The sequence below is a fragment of the Microbacterium ginsengisoli genome (assembly GCF_000956535.1).
Classification (GTDB): Bacteria; Actinomycetota; Actinomycetes; order Actinomycetales; family Microbacteriaceae; genus Microbacterium; species Microbacterium ginsengisoli.
The window spans coordinates 15,757-31,811 of the sequence record NZ_JYIY01000054.1 but is presented as its reverse complement, the minus strand read 5'-3'; the positions used below and the strand labels follow the sequence as shown (position 1 = coordinate 31,811).

16 protein-coding genes and 1 tRNA gene are annotated in these 16,055 nt (G+C 69.7%); 6 read left to right on the top strand and 11 right to left on the bottom strand.

Annotation, left to right across the window (positions count from 1 at the left end):
- Genes RR49_RS16170 through RR49_RS02285 form a run of 5 tightly spaced genes read right to left on the bottom strand, consistent with a single transcriptional unit; the run spans position 1 to position 2,698 of the window.
- Positions 1-132: a hypothetical protein gene (locus RR49_RS16170; RefSeq protein ID WP_048809393.1), complete on the bottom strand. Its 132-nt coding sequence runs from the start codon at positions 130-132 to the stop codon at positions 1-3.
- 1 nt (position 133) lies between these two features.
- Positions 134-559: a TadE family type IV pilus minor pilin gene (locus RR49_RS02300; protein ID WP_245610938.1), complete on the bottom strand. Its 426-nt coding sequence runs from the start codon at positions 557-559 to the stop codon at positions 134-136.
- Between the two features lie 3 nt (positions 560-562).
- Positions 563-814 carry a DUF4244 domain-containing protein gene (locus tag RR49_RS02295; protein WP_045246341.1) on the bottom strand — a complete coding sequence of 84 codons (252 nt, stop codon included), beginning with the start codon at positions 812-814 and terminating at the stop codon, positions 563-565.
- Positions 815-857: 43 nt separating this feature from the next.
- Entirely contained in the window at positions 858-1,742 is an 885-nt protein-coding gene (locus RR49_RS02290; RefSeq protein ID WP_048809392.1) for a type II secretion system F family protein, read from the bottom strand.
- Positions 1,739-2,698, bottom strand: coding sequence for a TadA family conjugal transfer-associated ATPase (locus tag RR49_RS02285; protein ID WP_045246345.1), 960 nt, complete (start codon positions 2,696-2,698; stop codon positions 1,739-1,741). Before RR49_RS02285 ends, RR49_RS02290 begins: the two co-directional genes overlap by 4 nt.
- Positions 2,699-3,139: 441 nt before the next feature.
- On the opposite strand from RR49_RS02285, the gene acs reads away from it, so the two are divergent.
- Positions 3,140-5,104 (top strand): acetate--CoA ligase, encoded by a 1,965-nt coding sequence (gene acs, locus RR49_RS02280; protein ID WP_045246339.1) that lies wholly within the window; start codon positions 3,140-3,142, stop codon positions 5,102-5,104.
- A gap of 61 nt (positions 5,105-5,165) precedes the next feature.
- Here acs and RR49_RS02275 read toward each other — a convergent pair whose 3' ends face one another.
- On the bottom strand, positions 5,166-5,633 hold the full coding sequence (locus tag RR49_RS02275) for a RidA family protein (RefSeq protein ID WP_045246337.1): 468 nt from the start codon (positions 5,631-5,633) through the stop codon (positions 5,166-5,168).
- Positions 5,630-5,854 (bottom strand): Sp36 family protein, encoded by a 225-nt coding sequence (sp36, locus tag RR49_RS02270; RefSeq protein ID WP_045246336.1) that lies wholly within the window; start codon positions 5,852-5,854, stop codon positions 5,630-5,632. Before sp36 ends, RR49_RS02275 begins: the two co-directional genes overlap by 4 nt.
- Before the next feature lie 83 nt (positions 5,855-5,937).
- Between sp36 and RR49_RS02265 the strand changes: the two genes are divergently transcribed.
- The 5 genes from RR49_RS02265 to RR49_RS02245 all read left to right on the top strand — a co-directional run bounded on the left by RR49_RS02265 (position 5,938) and on the right by RR49_RS02245 (position 11,328).
- Positions 5,938-8,538 (top strand): transglycosylase domain-containing protein, encoded by a 2,601-nt coding sequence (locus RR49_RS02265; RefSeq protein ID WP_045246334.1) that lies wholly within the window; start codon positions 5,938-5,940, stop codon positions 8,536-8,538.
- Positions 8,535-9,497 carry a metallophosphoesterase gene (locus RR49_RS02260; protein WP_045246332.1) on the top strand — a complete coding sequence of 321 codons (963 nt, stop codon included), beginning with the start codon at positions 8,535-8,537 and terminating at the stop codon, positions 9,495-9,497. The genes RR49_RS02265 and RR49_RS02260 overlap by 4 nt, the downstream gene beginning before the upstream one ends.
- A gap of 16 nt (positions 9,498-9,513) precedes the next feature.
- Positions 9,514-9,587: transfer RNA gene (locus tag RR49_RS02255), tRNA-Pro, on the top strand.
- Positions 9,588-9,645: 58 nt separating this feature from the next.
- Positions 9,646-10,413: an HAD-IIB family hydrolase gene (locus tag RR49_RS02250; RefSeq protein WP_045246331.1), complete on the top strand. Its 768-nt coding sequence runs from the start codon at positions 9,646-9,648 to the stop codon at positions 10,411-10,413.
- A gap of 72 nt (positions 10,414-10,485) precedes the next feature.
- Positions 10,486-11,328, top strand: coding sequence for a DUF1295 domain-containing protein (locus RR49_RS02245; protein ID WP_045246329.1), 843 nt, complete (start codon positions 10,486-10,488; stop codon positions 11,326-11,328).
- On the opposite strand, the gene RR49_RS02240 is transcribed toward RR49_RS02245, so the two are convergent.
- From RR49_RS02240 to RR49_RS02225, 4 genes are all read right to left on the bottom strand, one after another.
- Complete coding sequence (locus RR49_RS02240; RefSeq protein WP_045246328.1) at positions 11,308-11,943, bottom strand: thymidine kinase; 636 nt, start codon at positions 11,941-11,943, stop codon at positions 11,308-11,310. The genes RR49_RS02245 and RR49_RS02240 overlap by 21 nt on opposite strands.
- A 7-nt stretch (positions 11,944-11,950) precedes the next feature.
- Positions 11,951-13,411, bottom strand: a complete 1,461-nt coding sequence (gene mqo / locus RR49_RS02235; RefSeq protein ID WP_045246326.1) for a malate dehydrogenase (quinone) — start codon at positions 13,409-13,411, stop codon at positions 11,951-11,953.
- Between the two features lie 130 nt (positions 13,412-13,541).
- Positions 13,542-14,612: an aspartate-semialdehyde dehydrogenase gene (locus RR49_RS02230; protein WP_045246324.1), complete on the bottom strand. Its 1,071-nt coding sequence runs from the start codon at positions 14,610-14,612 to the stop codon at positions 13,542-13,544.
- 99 nt (positions 14,613-14,711) lie between these two features.
- Positions 14,712-15,998, bottom strand: coding sequence for an aspartate kinase (locus RR49_RS02225; protein ID WP_045246322.1), 1,287 nt, complete (start codon positions 15,996-15,998; stop codon positions 14,712-14,714).
- Between the last annotated feature and the right edge of the window lie 57 nt (positions 15,999-16,055).

Genomic DNA, 16,055 nt, shown 5'->3' with positions numbered 1-16,055 from the left:
TCAGCGCGCGGCCGCGTCGGCGGCGACGACCGCGCGCTGACGCGCCGCCGTCGCCGCGCCAGCCGTCACGAGGGCCGTCGCGATCGTCGCGACGGTGACGGCGCCGGCCAGAGTGACGATCGCCCCCGGCATGTCACCACCCGCTCTCGAGCGCGCACGACCGCGCCGACATCGTGAGGCCCGGCAGCGCGCTCGGCGCGGACGCCGCCACGCACACGAGCCCCTCTGCCCGACTGACCTGCATGCTGGCCCTCCCCTCCACGTGCGCCACCGTGCTCTGCGCCCGCTCGACGCTCTCACCGCGGGCGAGCAGTCGGGCGGCGTCGGCCGCGGCATCCTGCAGTCGCACCTGAAGGGATGCCGCAGCGAGCCCCCCGACGCACAGGGTGACGACGAGCACGAGAGCGGGGAGGGCGACGGCGAGTTCCGCAGCGACTGCCCCCTCGTCGCCGCGCACCGACCGCGGCATGCGCGCCGAGGTCGACCGGTCGCGCGGGCGCGTCGCCTGCCGTCGCACCGCCCGACGACGCCCTGGCCCGAACCCTCGGGTCGGCGGCACCGCTCACCCGACCGTCAGTGCACGGCGGACGAGATCCTCCAGGATGCCGCGCACCTCATCCGAACGCATGATGGCGACCAGCAGGCCGGCGAACGCGACCGCGGCCATCGTCGCGATCGCGTACTCCGCAGTCGCCGCGCCCTCATCGCCGGAGGCGGGGGCCGCGCGCCCGAAGAGCACCCGCGCTCGTCGGAGGGTGAGGCGCGGGAGCGGCGCCGGACGGGAGGCACGGCGGGTGGGAAAGACGGGATTCATGGTGTTCCTCTTCTGTCGGGGGCACGGGTGGACGGGCACGGGTTCAGATGACGCCTCCGCCGCTGGCCAGCACGCCGAGGATCATCGGCGCCACCCCCAGCAGGAGGAAGGCGGGCAGCGTGCACACCCCGAGGGGCAGCAGCAGCGCCGACCCCAGCCGCGCCGCGCGCTCCCGCCCGTCCGTGCGGGCGAGGCGTCGCTGACGCGCGGCCTGCGCGCGCAGCAGCTCCGCGGCCGGCACGCCCGCGCGCATGGACAGCTCGAGCGCCCGCACGGTCTCGACGGTGACCGGATGCCCCGCCTCGGCCGCCGCGCGCCGTGCGGCATCGAGCGATGTGCCGCCCGACAGCGCGATGGCGACGAGGTCGGCGTCGATGCCGGCCACCCCGGCAGCCGGCTGCGCGCGGGCGACGAGGCGCCGTGTCCAGCGGCGGGCGAGGAGCATCAGCGCGACACCGGCGAGGAGGCACGCGATGCCGATCGGCGAGCGCACGACAGCGGACAGGTCGAATCCGAGGGCAAGGGACAGCAGCACGGCGACGGCGGGCAGCCATGCCACCAGCCGCGCGGTCGCGACCGGTTCCGCCAGGGCCACCGCGATCTCGTCGCGCACCTCGTCGGCGTCTCGCACCGCCGTCGCGGCATCGCGCAGTGTGACCGCGAGCGGCGCGCCCACCGTCATGGCAACCTGCCACACCGCGGCGAGCGGCGCCCACTGGTCTCCGAGTCGCGCGAGCGCGACGGCGCGGTCGCCACCGTCGGTGAGCGGTGCGAGATCGCGCGCGCCCGCAGCGACGATGTGCTCCCACGCTCGATCGGGGGTCACACCCGCCTGCAGCAGCACCGCGAGCTGCAGGGCGACATCGGCGGGCGGGGACATCGGATCGGGAGCGCGGCGCCGGGAGCCGTTGCGCACGGCGCCGATCATGCGGCGGCCTCCGCCTCGACGCGCAGTCGCCCCGCCTGGAGGACCGGCACACCCACGGCCCCGACACGGCGGCGGCCCGCGGCATCCCGTTCGAGGAAGACCACCGCATCGATCGCGCTCGCGACCTGTCTCGCGAGCGCCGCGTCGTCGAGTCCGGCGAGAGCACCCAGCGCCTCGAGTCGGGCGGCGACGTCGCCGATGCCGTTGGCGTGCACGGTGCCCGCGCCGCCGTCGTGGCCGGTGTTGAGCGCCGTGAGCAGCTCTCGCACCTCGGCTCCGCGACACTCGCCCACGACCAGCCGATCGGGCCGCATGCGCAGCGCCTCGCGCACCAGTCGGTCGAGACCGATCGCACCGGCGCCCTCGAGATTGGCCTGCCGGGATTCCAGGCGAACGTGATGCGGGTGCTTGAAGGAGAGCTCGGCGACATCCTCGATCGTGACGATACGTTCGGTCACCGGCACGGCCGCCAGCATCGCGGCGAGCAGTGTCGTCTTACCGCTCCCCGCGGCGCCCGCGATGAGCACGTTGCGGCGGTGAGCGACGAGATCGTCGAGCCGAGACCGCTGCGCGGGGCCGAACATCCCGCCACGCTGGAGCTCGTCGAGGGTGGGCGACTCGAACCGGCGCGCCCGGATCGAGACCGCCGCGCCGTCGACGGCGAGCGGTGGCAGTACGGCATGCACGCGCAGACCGCCGGCGACGCGCACATCGATGCAGGGCGTCGCGTCGTCGATGTGACGACCGCCCAACGCGATGAGATGCACGGCAAGTGCACGGGCGTCCTCGGCGCTGAGTCGCACCCCGTTCTCGTGCACGGCGCCATCGCCACGATCGACGAAGACCCCGTCGCCGCCGTTGACGAAGACGTCGGTCACGGCAGGGTCGGCGATCAGCGGCGCCAGCACCCCGAACTCCGCGATCGGGCGCCCGGGCGCCAGATCAGCGGATGCCATGGGTGCCGCGGACGAGGGCCGGGCGACGAAGAGCTGCTGCACACCGGCGACGTTAGAAAGACGCGGATGCCGCGGCATCCTGCCCGCTCGCATCGGTGGAGCATCGAGCGATCCCGAGTCGTCCGCCGCGCCTGGGGAGGAATCCGGGGGGATGGAGACGCAACATCGCCGCCCTTCGGGTAAAAGGCGGCGATGTCCTGGCGGGAGGCGGCGCCCTGGGGGAAGGGCGCCGCCTCGCACGCCACCTTGCATTGGGGGTTGCGGGTGACATGCAGAACGCGCGAACGCGTTCCGAAGCACACCTTACGCAACCTCAGGCATCGTGCCAAACCCGGGCGCCCCGCAACCTCGCGCAACGTTCGGCACCCGAGCGTGCCGCGGCGCGATGCTATACACAATGTGGACCTTCGTCCCTCTCGACGGCACGCAAAGGAGCGAGCAATGAGTCAGATCGACAGCCTTCTTCACGAGGACCGGCACTTCGCGCCCGCCGCTTCCTTCCGCGCCCAGGCCGTGGGCACCGCGGAGCTCTACGAACGCGCCGCAGCCGACCGCGAAGGCTTCTGGGCCGAGCAGGCGCGGGAGCTCGTGCACTGGCACCGCCCCTTCACGCAGGTGCTCGACTGGACCAACCCGCCGTTCGCGGAATGGTTCGCCGACGGCGAGCTGAACGTCGCCTACAACTGCCTCGACCGGCATGTCGAGGCAGGCAACGGCGCCCGCGTCGCCCTCTATTGGGAAGGCGAGCCGGGAGACTCCCGCCAGGTGACGTACGCCGAGCTCACCGACGAGGTCAAGCGACTCGCCAACGTGCTCGGCGACCTCGGCATCGGCCGCGGCGACCGCGTCGCGATCTACCTGCCGATGATCCCGGAGGCGGTCGCGGCCATGCTCGCGGTCGCCCGCGTGGGAGCGATCCACTCCGTGGTGTTCGGCGGGTTCTCCGCCGACAGCCTGCGCGCCCGCATCGACGACGCCGGAGCAAAGCTCGTGATCACCGCCGACGGCGGCTGGCGCAAGGGCAAGGTCTCACCGCTGAAGCCCGCCGTCGACCAGGCACTCGCCGACCGCGGATCCGGGGCGCAGGAGACCGTCGAGCACGTGCTCGTCGTCAAGCGCGGCGACAATCCCGTCGACTGGGCCGAAGGGCGCGACATCTGGTGGCATGAGGCCGTGCCCGCGGCATCCGCCGATCATGAGGCGCAGCCGTTCCCCGCCGAGAACCCGCTGTTCATCCTCTACACGTCGGGCACCACCGGGAAGCCGAAGGGCATCCTGCACACGTCGGGCGGGTACCTCACGCAGGCGACCTTCACCAACAAGGTCGTGCACGACATCCACCCCGAGACGGATGTCTACTGGTGCACCGCCGACATCGGCTGGATCACCGGCCACTCCTACGTCACGTACGGTCCGCTCTCCAACGGCGCGTCGCAGGTGCTCTACGAAGGAACTCCCGAATCACCCGAGCCCGGCCGCTGGTGGGCGCTGGTCGAGAAGTACAAGGTGAGCGTGCTCTACACGGCGCCCACCGCCATCCGCTCGTTCATGAAGCAGGGCCGGCAGATCCCCCAGCAGTACGACCTGTCGAGCATCCGCGTGCTCGGGTCGGTGGGCGAACCCATCAACCCCGAGGCTTGGATCTGGTACCGCGAGATCATCGGCGCTGACGAGGCCCCGATCGTCGACACGTGGTGGCAGACCGAGACCGGGGCCATCATGATCTCGGCGCTGCCCGGCGTCACCGAGACCAAGCCCGGTTCGGCGCAGGTGCCGATCCCCGGCGTCTCGATCGACGTCGTCGACGAGAGCGGCGCCCACGTCGGCAACGGCAACGGCGGACTGCTCGTGATCACCGAGCCGTGGCCGTCAATGCTGCGCGGCATCTGGGGCGACCCGGAGCGGTTCGTCGAGACCTACTGGGAGAAGTTCGCCGACCAGGGGTACTACTTCGCGGGAGACGGCGCGCGCCTCGACGAGGACGGCGACATCTGGCTGCTCGGCCGTGTCGACGACGTGATGAACGTCTCGGGCCACCGGCTCTCCACCGCCGAGATCGAGTCGGCTCTGGTCGCGAACGAGGCCGTCGCCGAGGCTGCGGTCGTCGGAGCGAGCGACGAGACCACCGGCCAGGCTGTCGTCGCATTCGTCATCATCAAGGAGAACTACCTCAAACAGCACTCCCCCGATGGGCTCGCCGGCACGCTGCGCGGGTGGGTGGGCGAGCAGATCGGTCCGATCGCGCGCCCGCGTGACGTCTACATCGTGGGCGAGCTGCCCAAGACCCGGTCCGGCAAGATCATGCGCCGTCTGCTTCGGGATGTCGCGGAGGGCCGCGAGGTCGGCGACACCACGACGCTCGCCGACACGGCGGTGATGAGCGTCATCTCGGCGCAGGTGCGCTGACACGCCCTATATAGAGGAGGGGTCGGCGCACAGGCACCGACCCCTCCTCTCGCGTGTGCGCTCAGGCGAGAGTGAAGACGACCTCGACCTCGACAGGCGAGTCGAGCGGGAGGACGGGAACACCGACGGCGGATCGCGCGTGGCGGCCGTCCTCACCGAACACCTCGCCGAGCAGCTCGCTCGCCCCGTTGATGACGCCCGGCTGGCCGGTGAACTCCGGCACCGACGCAACGAAGCCGGTGACCTTCAGCACACCGGTGAGCTTGTCGACTCCCCCCACGACCGCTGCCGCGGCGGCGATCGCGTTCAAAGCGGACTGGCGGGCATAGGAGGCCGCATCTGACGCCGGCACGAGGCCGTGGCCGTCTCCGACTTTGCCGGTGGCCGGCAGCCCACCCGACACGAACGGCAGCTGACCGGCCGTGTAGACGAGGTTGCCGTGCAGCTTGGCGGGCACGTAGGCCGCCACCGGAGGGACGACCTCCGGCAGCTCGAGTCCGAGTTCGGCGAGGCGGGCACTGATGGTCATCGGCCTTCTCCTTCGAAACGCTGCGCGGCCCCGGCGGCGGCCGCGAGTCCCACGTTGGCTGCGGCATCCGTCGTCACGGGGCGCTTGAAGTAGGCGACGAGGCCCCCCTCGGGTCCCGTCACCACCTGAACGAGCTCCCACCCCTGCTTGCCCCAGTTGTTGAGGATCGCGGCGGTGTTGTGGATCAGCAGGGGCGTGGTGAGGTACTCCCACGTGGTCATGAGGCTCCGTCGGGTCGTGGTCGGGCGCGCACGGGCGCGGGCCTGCAAGGCTTCGCCCAGCATCCTGGCTTACGATCAAGCCTATGCCTGCATCGAAAACCACGGGTGGTGGTCTGCTTGCCGGACTCGCCGGACTGATCGGACTCAGCGCCGTCGCTGGAGTCCTCATCGCCGCCACGGTCACCCCCGCGATCGCGGTCACTTCGGCCGCCGCATCGGGTGCGATCAACATGTTCGAGGATCTCCCGTCGAACCTCGACATCCAGACCCTGATGCAGCCGACGGTCTTCTATGCGAAGGACCCGTCGACCGGCCAGTACACCGAGATGACCTCGTACTACACCCAGAACCGCACGCCGGTGACGTACGACGAGGTGGCGCCGGTGATGTACCAGGCGATCCTCTCGAGCGAGGACCCGCGGTACTACGAGCACGGCGGCATCGACCTGATCGGCACCACGCGCGCGCTGCTCTCTAACATCCAGGGCAACAACGTGCAGGGTGGATCCTCGATCAGCCAGCAGTACGTGAAGAACGTGCTCGTGCAGAACTGCTACTCGACGGCGACGAACGACGCCGATGTGCAGAAGTGCTACAACGACGCCACCAACTCGTCGGGCGCCAGCGGCATCCAGCGCAAGCTGCAGGAGATGCGCTACGCCATCGCACTCGAGCAGAAGTATTCCAAGAACGACATCCTCGTCGGCTACCTGAACATCTCGAACTTCGGCGGGCAGACGTACGGCATCGAGGCGGCAGCCGAGCGCTACTTCGGCGTGCACGCCAAAGACCTGAACCTCGAGCAGGCGGCGACCCTCGCGGGCATGGTGCAGAATCCGAACACCTACCGCATCGACCAGCCCGCCAGCACGACCAACGGCGACGCAAACCACTACGCGCTCACCAAGCAGCGGCAGACCTACGTTCTCGACCGCATGCTGATCGACGGCAAGATCTCGCAGGCCGATCACGACAAGGCCGTGTCCGACCCGATCACCCCCACGATCACCACCCCGAAGACGGGATGCGCGGCGAGTTCCGCGCCCTACTTCTGCAAGTACGTGCAAGACGTCGTCTCCAACGACCCGGCGTTCGGCTCCACCCCCGAGGAGCGCGCCGCGAAGCTGCAGAAGGGTGGCCTGAAGATCTACACCACGATCGACATGAACCTGCAGAACTCCGCGCAGGGCTCGATGTCGAAGTACGTCCCGGCGACGATGGCCGGCATCGACCTCGGGTCGACGTCGGTCACGATCGAGCCGTCCACGGGACGCGTGCTCTCGATCACCCAGAACACGAACTACAGCGAAGCCGACTCGGCCGGATCAACGCCGGGAACCTCCAGCCTCGTCTACGCCGGAAACTCGACGTATGGCAAGTCGGGCGGATTCCCCGCGGGTTCGACCTTCAAGATCTTCACCCTGGTCTCCTGGCTCGAAGCGGGGAACTCGGTCAATCAGGTCATCGACGGCCGCAACCGGGTGTTCAAGAACATCCCCACCTGCAACGGCACGTGGACCAACGCGAACAACGACATGATCGGGAACTTCGAGGGCCAGGGCATGATCGGCACCCCGATGCAGTTCACGGCGGCGTCGATCAACTCGGGCTTCCTCGCGATGGCCTCGAAGATCGGGCTGTGCCCGATCGCGCAGACGGTCGCCAAGATGGGCGTCACGTTCGGCAACGGCAAGCCGATTCCGATGGACTACGGCACCGAGGTCATCGGCGTCGACAACGTGTCGCCGATGGCGATGGCCGAGGCGTTCGCAACCGTCGCGAACAACGGCATCTACTGCAGCCCGACGGTCATCGACAAGGTGACGGATGCCTCGGGCACCGAGCTCGCCAAGCCTGCCTCCAACTGCTCCCAGGTCATCGACCCGAATGTCGCGGCCACCGCGGCCTACGCCCTGCAGGGTGTGATGCGCGGAGGAACCGGTACGGGCGGAAATCCGTACGACGGCACCCCGCTGCTCGGCAAGACGGGTACGAACGAGCAGACGCACACCTGGCTGATCGAGTCGTCGACCAAGGCGACGACCGCGGTGTGGGTCGGCAACGCGAGCGGCTTCTCTAACCTCTTCCACCTCTCGACCGGCGGAAGGCAGCTCTCCAACCTGCGCTACATTCTGGCGAAAGAGATTCAGGGCGCGGCCGACAAGATCTACGGCGGCGACGCCTTCCCGGCGCCCGACCCCAACCTCACGAAGCAGGTCATGTCGACCCTGCCGAACGTGGTGGGTCTGACGGTCGACCAGGCCACGCAGCAGCTGCAGACGGCCGGCTTCAACGTGCAGACCGGTGCCCCCGTGGACTCGACGGTCGCCGCCGGCCTCGTCGCCCAGCAGGATCCGGCCGCGGGCCAGGTCGCCGGAGGCACCACAGTGACGCTGTCGCCGAGCACCGGAAATGCACCGGCGGTTCCGATTCCGGGTGTCAGCGGTCAGACGCCGACCCAAGCGCAACAGACGCTGAGCAGCGCGGGATTCACGAACGTGAGTTTCGCGAACCAGGCCGTCTGTTCCACGCCCAACGCCAAGGCCAGCGGCACGAGCCCCGGCGCCGGCCAGTCGGCACGCCCGAGTGACCCGATCGCGATCACCTGCACCCCCGCCAGCGGCGGCGGATCGGGTGGCGGCGGCACGGGTGGCGGCGGCTCCGGCGGCACCGGCAGCGGATGACGCCGACCACCACCCGCACTGCCCTGATCGCGCTCGGCGCGGTCGGGGCAGCGGGCGCCGCCGCGGCGGTGTGGGGAACGAGCGTCGAGCGTTTCCTGTTCACCGTTCGCACGCACACGGTGGCGATCCTGCCGCCGGGAGCGCCGGCGATCCGCGTCCTGCATCTGTCGGACCTGCACATGGCACCGTGGCAGCGTGCCAAGCAGAGGTGGGTCGCGGGTCTCGGCGATCTGCGCCCGGATCTCATCGTGAACACGGGTGACAACCTGGGCCATCCCGAGGGCCTCGATGGCGTGCGTGCTGCTCTGTCGGCGTTCGGCGGAATCCCCGGCGTGTTCGTGCACGGGTCGAACGATGTCCACGCCCCTGCGCCGCGCAACCCGTTCCGCTACTTCACGGGGCCCTCGAAACGCCATGTACGGGAGGAGCGCATCGACACCGATGCCCTCGATCGCTTCCTGCGTGACGACCTGGGCTGGCGTGACCTCAACAACGCCGCCTCGAGCATCGACGTGGCGGGGCTTCGCGTCGACGCGTTCGGTGTCGACGACGCACATCGACACTGGGACGACCTCGCCGCGCTCCCCCCGCTGCGGGAGGCGCAGCGCACCGCGGGAGTCGCCGACCTGACCCTCGGCGTCACCCACGCGCCGTATCGTCGCGTGCTCGACGTGTTCGACGACCTCGGTGCCGACGCGATCTTCGCGGGCCACACGCACGGCGGACAGGTGCGCATCCCGTTCGCCAAGAACGCCCTCGTCGCCAACTGCGACATCCCCCTCGACCAGGCGCGCGGCCTCAGCGCCTGGACGCATCACGGCCGCACGGTTCCCCTGAACGTGAGCGCCGGACTCGGCCAGTCGATCTACGCGCCGGTGAGATTCGGGTGCCGCCCCGAGGCCTCGCTGCTCACTCTCGTGCCCGCGCCCGATTCGTCGCAGGCCGCGGCGACGGGGTAGACTCGGAGGGTTGCCACGGGGTGTGGCGCAGCTTGGTAGCGCGCGTCGTTCGGGACGACGAGGCCGCAGGTTCAAATCCTGTCACCCCGACTGCAGAGGGCTCCGCCGGAATGACGGAGCCCTCGTCATATCCAGAAACGGAGACCACATGTCCGCGCCCCGGCTCGTCGCCTTCGATCTCGATGACACTCTCGCGCCCTCGAAGAGCGCGATCGATCCGCGCATCGGCGATCTGCTCGTCGCCCTCGCCCAGCGTGTGGAGGTCGCGATCATCTCGGGCGGCCAGCTGGGCCAGTTCCGCGCGCAGGTGGTCGAGAAGCTGCCGGATGCCGCGTCGACGGTGTTCGACCGCTTCCACCTGATGCCCACCTGCGGCACCCAGTACTACCGGCTGAACGCCGACGGCATCGAGACGATCTACGCCCACGCGCTGAGCGACGATGAGAAGTCGCGGGCGCTGGCGGCGGTGCAGGAGGAGGCGGAGCGTCTCGGTCTGTGGGAGGCGGAGCCCTGGGGCCCGATTCTCGAGGACCGCGGCTCGCAGATCACGTTCTCCGCCCTCGGACAGCAGGCTCCCCTCGACGCGAAGATGGCGTGGGATCCGACCGGCGAGAAGAAGAATGCACTGCGCGAGGCCGTCGCCGCCCGCATCCCCGATCTCGAGGTGCGCTCGGGCGGCTCGACGTCCGTCGACATCACCCATCGCGGCATCGACAAGGCCTACGGCATGGCGCAGCTCGCGACGCAGACCGGCATCTCCCTCGATGAGATGCTGTTCGTCGGCGACCGACTCGACCCGGACGGCAACGACTACCCGGTGCTCGCCCTCGGCGTCGCCTGCCAGGCGGTCGAGGGCTGGGAGGACACCGCCGTGTTCCTCGAACAGCTCATCCCCACCCTCCCCGACGCGCGCTGACGCTCCCGCCGCGCTCGCCCCGGCGCCGCGGCGACCGCCCTCGCCGTCCCCGGGCGGCGCTACGCTGACGACGTGACCGCTCTCGCCTGGGTTCTGACCGTCGCCGGCGTCGTGAGCGCCGCCTGCTGGGTGCTGTCGCTGATCACGAAAGACACCTCGTGGGTCGACCGCATCTGGTCGGTCGTCCCGGTCGTCTACGTGTGGATCTTCGCGGGCTTCGCGCTCGGCACCGGCGTCGACGCCACGCGTCTCGTCGTGATGGCTGCGCTCGTCACCCTCTGGGGCGCTCGCCTCACGTTCAACTTCGCCCGCAAGGGCGGCTACACCGGCATGGAGGACTACCGGTGGGCGATCCTTCGGGCGCGCATGTCGCCGGGCCAGTTCCAGGCATTCAACCTGTTCTTCATCGTCCTGTACCAGAACGCTCTGCTCGTGCTCATCACCCTTCCGGCCGTCGTCGCCCTCGCGTTCCCCGCACCGTTCACCGGGTGGGATGCCGCGTGGTCGCTGCTGTTCCTGCTGTTCCTCGTGGGCGAGTTCACCGCCGACCAGCAGCAGTGGAACTTCCACCAGCGCAAGCGCGCCGCGGGCGGCACCCTGTCCCCCGGCTTCGTCGACACCGGCCTCTTCCGCTACAGCCGCCACCCCAACTTCTTCTGCGAGCAGGCCCAGTGGTGGATGCTCTATCTGCTCGGCGCGACGGCGGCCGCGGCATCCGGAGTCTCGTTCTGGGGCGGCGCGCTCAACTGGTCGATCATCGGAGCGGCGCTGCTGACGGTGCTGTTCATCGGGTCGACCGTGTTCACCGAGTCGATCACGTCGGAGAAGTACCCGGCGTACGCCGACTACCGCCGGCGCACCTCGATGCTCGTGCCGTGGCCGCCGCGGCGGGCGTCAGCCGAGCAGCCCGCCTGACTCGCGCAGATAGCACTCCGCGCACATCGACTCGTAGGTGACCCGCTCGCTCGACAGCTCGTCGATCGCAACCTGATCGCCGTTGAACACGAACCGGCCGCCGACCAACCGCGCGTTGAACAGCGCCTTGCGGCCGCAGCGGCAGATGGTCTTCAGCTCCTCCAGGCTGTGGGCGAGCTCCATCAGGCGCCGCGACCCCGGGAAGGCGTGCGTCTGGAAGTCGGTGCGGATGCCGTAGGCGAGCACCGGCACGCCGTCGAGCACCACGATGCGTAGCAGATCGTCGACCTGCTCCCGTGTGAGGAACTGCGCCTCGTCGATCATCAGGCACGCCACATCGCGGTTCTCGGGCACCAGGGTCGACTCGGCCTCGGCGTGCACACGCGCGCGGTGCTGCGCGAAGATCGCCCGGATGTCGTCCTCCGGCCGCACGAGGAAGTCGACCGGGCGGGTGACGCCCAGACGGCTCGAGATGCGGTCGGCCTCCTTCGTGTCGATCTCGGGCTTGGCCAGCAGCACGGTCTGGCCGCGCTCCTCATAGTTGTAGGCGGCTTGCAGCAGCGCCGTCGACTTTCCGGAGTTCATCGCTCCGTAGCGGAAGTAGAGCTTCGCCACGCCCGCGTCAGACCGAGATGGACAGGTCGCCGGCCGTGCGCGCGAGAGTCGCGCGCGCGAGTTCCGGCTTGTCGTTCAGCGTCTCGCCGTAAGTCGGGATCAGCTCGGTGAGCTTCGGCTGCCATCCGGCGATGCGGTCGGGGAAGCACGTCTTCAGCAGGTTCAGCATGATCGCGACCGCCGTCGAGGCGCCGGGCGATGCCCCCAGCAGGCCCGCGATCGAGCCGTCGCCGGCCGAGACCACCTCGGTGCCGAACTGCAGCTTGCCGCCGACCATCACCTGCGCGCGCTGGCCCGCGTTCAGCAACTCCCAGTCCTTCGCGTCGGCGGTGGGCATGAACGCCTGCAGGCTCTTCATCTTGCCCTTATGCGTCTTCAGCAGCTCGCTGACCAGGTACTTCACGAGGTCGAGGTTCGTCGCGCCCACCTTCAGCATGCTGAACAGGTTCGACGGACGCACCTGGGCGACGATGTCCCAGCGGGACCCGGTCTTCAGGAACTTGGGGCTGAACGTCGCGAACGGGCCGAACAGCAGCGAGGTCTCGCCGTCGACGACGCGGGTGTCGAGGTGCGGCACCGACATCGGCGGGGCGCCCACCGACGCCTGCGAGTAGACCTTCGCGCGGTGCTTCGCCACCACGTCGGGGTTGCTCGTCTTCAGCCACTGGCCCCCGATGGGGAACACGCCGTATCCCTTGATCTCGGGGATGCCCGACTTCTGCAGCAGCTTGATCGCCCAGCCGCCGGCGCCGACGAACACGAACCGCGCGTTCACCCGCGCCGGAGCACGCCCGACCGAGTGGCGGTAGTCGATGCGCCACGTGCCGTCGGCGAGCTTCTTCAGGTTGCGCACCTCGCGGCCCGTGAGGATGTCGGCGCCCCGCGCCGCCATGCCGTCGAACAGCTGCCGCGTCAGCGAACCGAAGTCGACGTCGGTGCCGGCCTCGACGCGCGTCGCCGCGAACGGCTCGTCGGCCTTCAGCCGCTTGTCCATGAGCAGCGGGGCCCACTGGTTGATGACGCGCGAGTCGTCGCTGAACTGGATGGTCGAGAACAGCGGCTGCTGCTTCAGCGACTCATACCGGCGACGGAGGTAGGAGACATCCTTCTCGCCGCGCACGAAGGTCATGTGGGGGGTCGCGTTGATGAACGTCGACGGCTCATCGAGGATGCCCTGGTCGATCAGCGACGACCAGAACTGACGGCTCAGCTGGAACTGCTCGTTGATCGAGACCGCCTTCGCCGGGTCGACGGAACCGTCGGCCGCCTGCGGCATGTAGTTCAGCTCGCAGAGCGCGGCGTGCCCGGTACCGGCGTTGTTCCACGCGTTGGAGCTCTCCTGGGCGACATCGCCCAGACGCTCGAACACCGCGATCTTCCAGTCGGGCTGCAGCTGCTGCAGGAAGGTGCCCAGCGTGGCACTCATGACTCCGCCGCCGATCAGGGCGACATCGAGGGTTTCGCTCACCGTTCGAGTCTAGTTCGCGCGCGCGACCCGCCCTCGCGCGAGGGCCTCGCCGGCCCGTGAAAGTCGGGCGTTCTTGACCGACGCGAAAGGGCCGGATGCCGCGGCATCCGGCCCTTCGAGGCGATCGGGCTCAGGCGGTGACCTGCAGCTTCGCGGCGACGAGCTCGGCGATCTGCACCGCGTTCAACGCGGCACCCTTGCGGAGGTTGTCGTTCGAGATGAAGAGCGCGAGACCCTTGCCCGCGGGCGCCGACTGGTCGGCGCGGATGCGGCCCACGTAGCTGGGGTCGGTGCCGGCGGCCTGCAGCGGCGTCGGAACCTCCTCGAGACGCACGCCGGGGGCGGCGGCGAGCAGCTCGCGCGCGCGCTCGGGTGTGATATCACGGGCGAACTCGACGTTGATCGACAGCGAGTGACCGGTGAACACGGGCACGCGCACGCAGGTACCGGCGACGCGCAGCTCGGGCAGCTCGAGGATCTTGCGGCTCTCGTTGCGGAGCTTCTTCTCCTCGTCGGTCTCGTTCAGACCGTCGTCGACGAGGTTGCCCGCGAACGGGATGACGTCGAACGCGATCGGGGCGACGTACTTCTCAGGCTCCGGAAAGTCGACGGATGCCCCGTTGTGCACGAGGTCGAGCGTGTGGCCCTGCGCGAGCACGCCCTCGACCTGGCCGAGCAGCTCGCGGGCGCCGGCGAGACCCGAGCCCGAGACGGCCTGGTAGGTCGAGACGATGAGACGCTCGAGTCCGGCGTCGGCGTCGAGCACCTTCAGCACGGGCATCGCGGCCATCGTGGTGCAGTTGGGGTTCGCGATGATGCCCTTGACGGCCTCGTCGATGGCGTGCGGGTTGACCTCGCTGACGACGAGCGGCACTTCGGGGTCCATGCGCCAGGCGCTGGAGTTGTCGATGACGGTGGCGCCCGCTTCGGCGAACCGGGGCGCGTGGGCGCGGCTGCCGGTCGCACCCGCCGAGAAGAGGGCGATATCGATGCCGGCCGGATCGGCGGTCGCGACATCCTCGATGACGACCGAGACACCCTGGTACTCGACCGACGTGCCGGCGCTGCGCGCCGTCGCGAACAGGCGAAGCTCGCGCACCGGGAAGGCGCGCTCGGCGAGGATCTCGCGCATCACCGTGCCGACCTGGCCAGTGGCGCCCACGACGGCGACGGTGAATCCGGAATCGGAGATGCGGGTCATGCGGGTACCTCGGGTGGGACGGGCGCGCGGAAGTCGCGGGCGGAAGGTTTGCCCGATTCTATCCGGGCGCCGATCCCCCTCGGCGCATGAAGTCGGGCCTCAGCGGCCGGAGCCGGCGTAGACGACGGCCTCGTCGTCACCGTCGAGCCCGTAGGCGGTGTGCACCGCGCGGGCGGCGGCGGCGACATCCGACCCGCGCACCACCACGGAGATGCGGATCTCGGACGTCGAGATCATCTCGATGTTGATGCCGGCGCTCGACAGCGCGTCGAACAGCGTCGCCGACACACCCGAGTGACTGCGCATGCCCGCACCCACGACCGACAGCTTGCCGATCTGGTCGTCGTGCAGCAGCGCCTCGAAGCCGACCTCCGCCTGGTCGGCGGCGAGGGCGCGGAGGGCCGCCGCGGCATCGGACTTGGGAAGCGTGAACGAGATGTCGGTGCGACCGGTGGCGGCGGCCGACACGTTCTGCACGATCATGTCGACGTTCGCGCCCGACTTCGCGACGATCGTGAAGATCTCGGCGGCCTTGCCGGGAACATCGGGCACCCCGACGACCGTGACCTTGGCCTGGCTGAGGTCGGTGGCGACGCCCGCGACGATCGGCTCTTCCATGTGCTCTCCCTGTGCGAGACGCTCGGCGCGGGCGTCGGGGCCGAGCACCAACGTCCCTTCGGCCGAGCTGAACGATGACCGGGCGTGGATGGTCACGCCGTGACGACGGGCGTACTCGACCGCCCGGATGTAGAGGACCTTGGCGCCGTTGGCGGCGAGCTCGAGCATCTCCTCGCTCGTGACGACGCCGAGCTTGCGGGCCTTCGGAACCACGCGGGGGTCGGCGGTGAAGATGCCGTCGACGTCGCTGTAGATCTCGCAGACGTCGGCGCTCAGCGCGGCGGCGAGCGCGACGGCCGTCGTGTCCGACCCGCCACGACCCAGAGTCGTGATGTCGCGGGTGTCGCGGTTGAAGCCCTGGAAGCCCGCGACGATGACGATGGCGCCCTCATCGAGCGCCTCGCGCAGGCGCACCGGGGTGACATCGACGATGCGCGCCGCGCCGTGGGTGGCATCCGTGATCATGCCTGCCTGGCTGCCGGTGAACGAGCGCGCCTCGAAGCCCATCGAGTGGATCGCCATCGCCAGCAGCGCCATCGAGATGCGCTCGCCCGACGAGAGCAGCATGTCGAGCTCGCGCGGCGCGGGGATCGGGGCGACCTCGTGCGCGAGGTCGAGCAGCTCGTCGGTCGTGTCGCCCATGGCGCTCACCGCGACGACGACGTCGTGCCCGGCACGCCGCGTGTCGACGATGCGCTTCGCGACCCGCTTGATGCTCTCGGCGTCGGCGACGGACGAGCCGCCGTACTTCTGCACGATCAACGCCACAGTGGAACTCCCGGGAAGATGTCTGGCGCACGGATGCCGCGCCCGACCGTCCATTCT

Excerpts from the sequence above, each read along its gene's own strand:
- RR49_RS16170 (WP_048809393.1), bottom strand. The coding sequence starts at position 132 with ATGCCGGGGGCGATCGTCACTCTGGCCGGCGCCGTCACCGTCGCGACG.
- RR49_RS02295 (WP_045246341.1), bottom strand. The coding sequence starts at position 814 with ATGAATCCCGTCTTTCCCACCCGCCGTGCCTCCCGTCCGGCGCCGCTC.
- RR49_RS02290 (WP_048809392.1), bottom strand. The coding sequence starts at position 1,742 with ATGATCGGCGCCGTGCGCAACGGCTCCCGGCGCCGCGCTCCCGATCCG.
- RR49_RS02285 (WP_045246345.1), bottom strand. The coding sequence starts at position 2,698 with ATGGCATCCGCTGATCTGGCGCCCGGGCGCCCGATCGCGGAGTTCGGG.
- acs (WP_045246339.1), top strand. The coding sequence starts at position 3,140 with ATGAGTCAGATCGACAGCCTTCTTCACGAGGACCGGCACTTCGCGCCC.
- RR49_RS02275 (WP_045246337.1), bottom strand. The coding sequence starts at position 5,633 with ATGACCATCAGTGCCCGCCTCGCCGAACTCGGACTCGAGCTGCCGGAG.
- sp36 (WP_045246336.1), bottom strand. The coding sequence starts at position 5,854 with ATGACCACGTGGGAGTACCTCACCACGCCCCTGCTGATCCACAACACC.
- RR49_RS02265 (WP_045246334.1), top strand. The coding sequence starts at position 5,938 with ATGCCTGCATCGAAAACCACGGGTGGTGGTCTGCTTGCCGGACTCGCC.
- RR49_RS02260 (WP_045246332.1), top strand. The coding sequence starts at position 8,535 with ATGACGCCGACCACCACCCGCACTGCCCTGATCGCGCTCGGCGCGGTC.
- RR49_RS02250 (WP_045246331.1), top strand. The coding sequence starts at position 9,646 with ATGTCCGCGCCCCGGCTCGTCGCCTTCGATCTCGATGACACTCTCGCG.
- RR49_RS02230 (WP_045246324.1), bottom strand. The coding sequence starts at position 14,612 with ATGACCCGCATCTCCGATTCCGGATTCACCGTCGCCGTCGTGGGCGCC.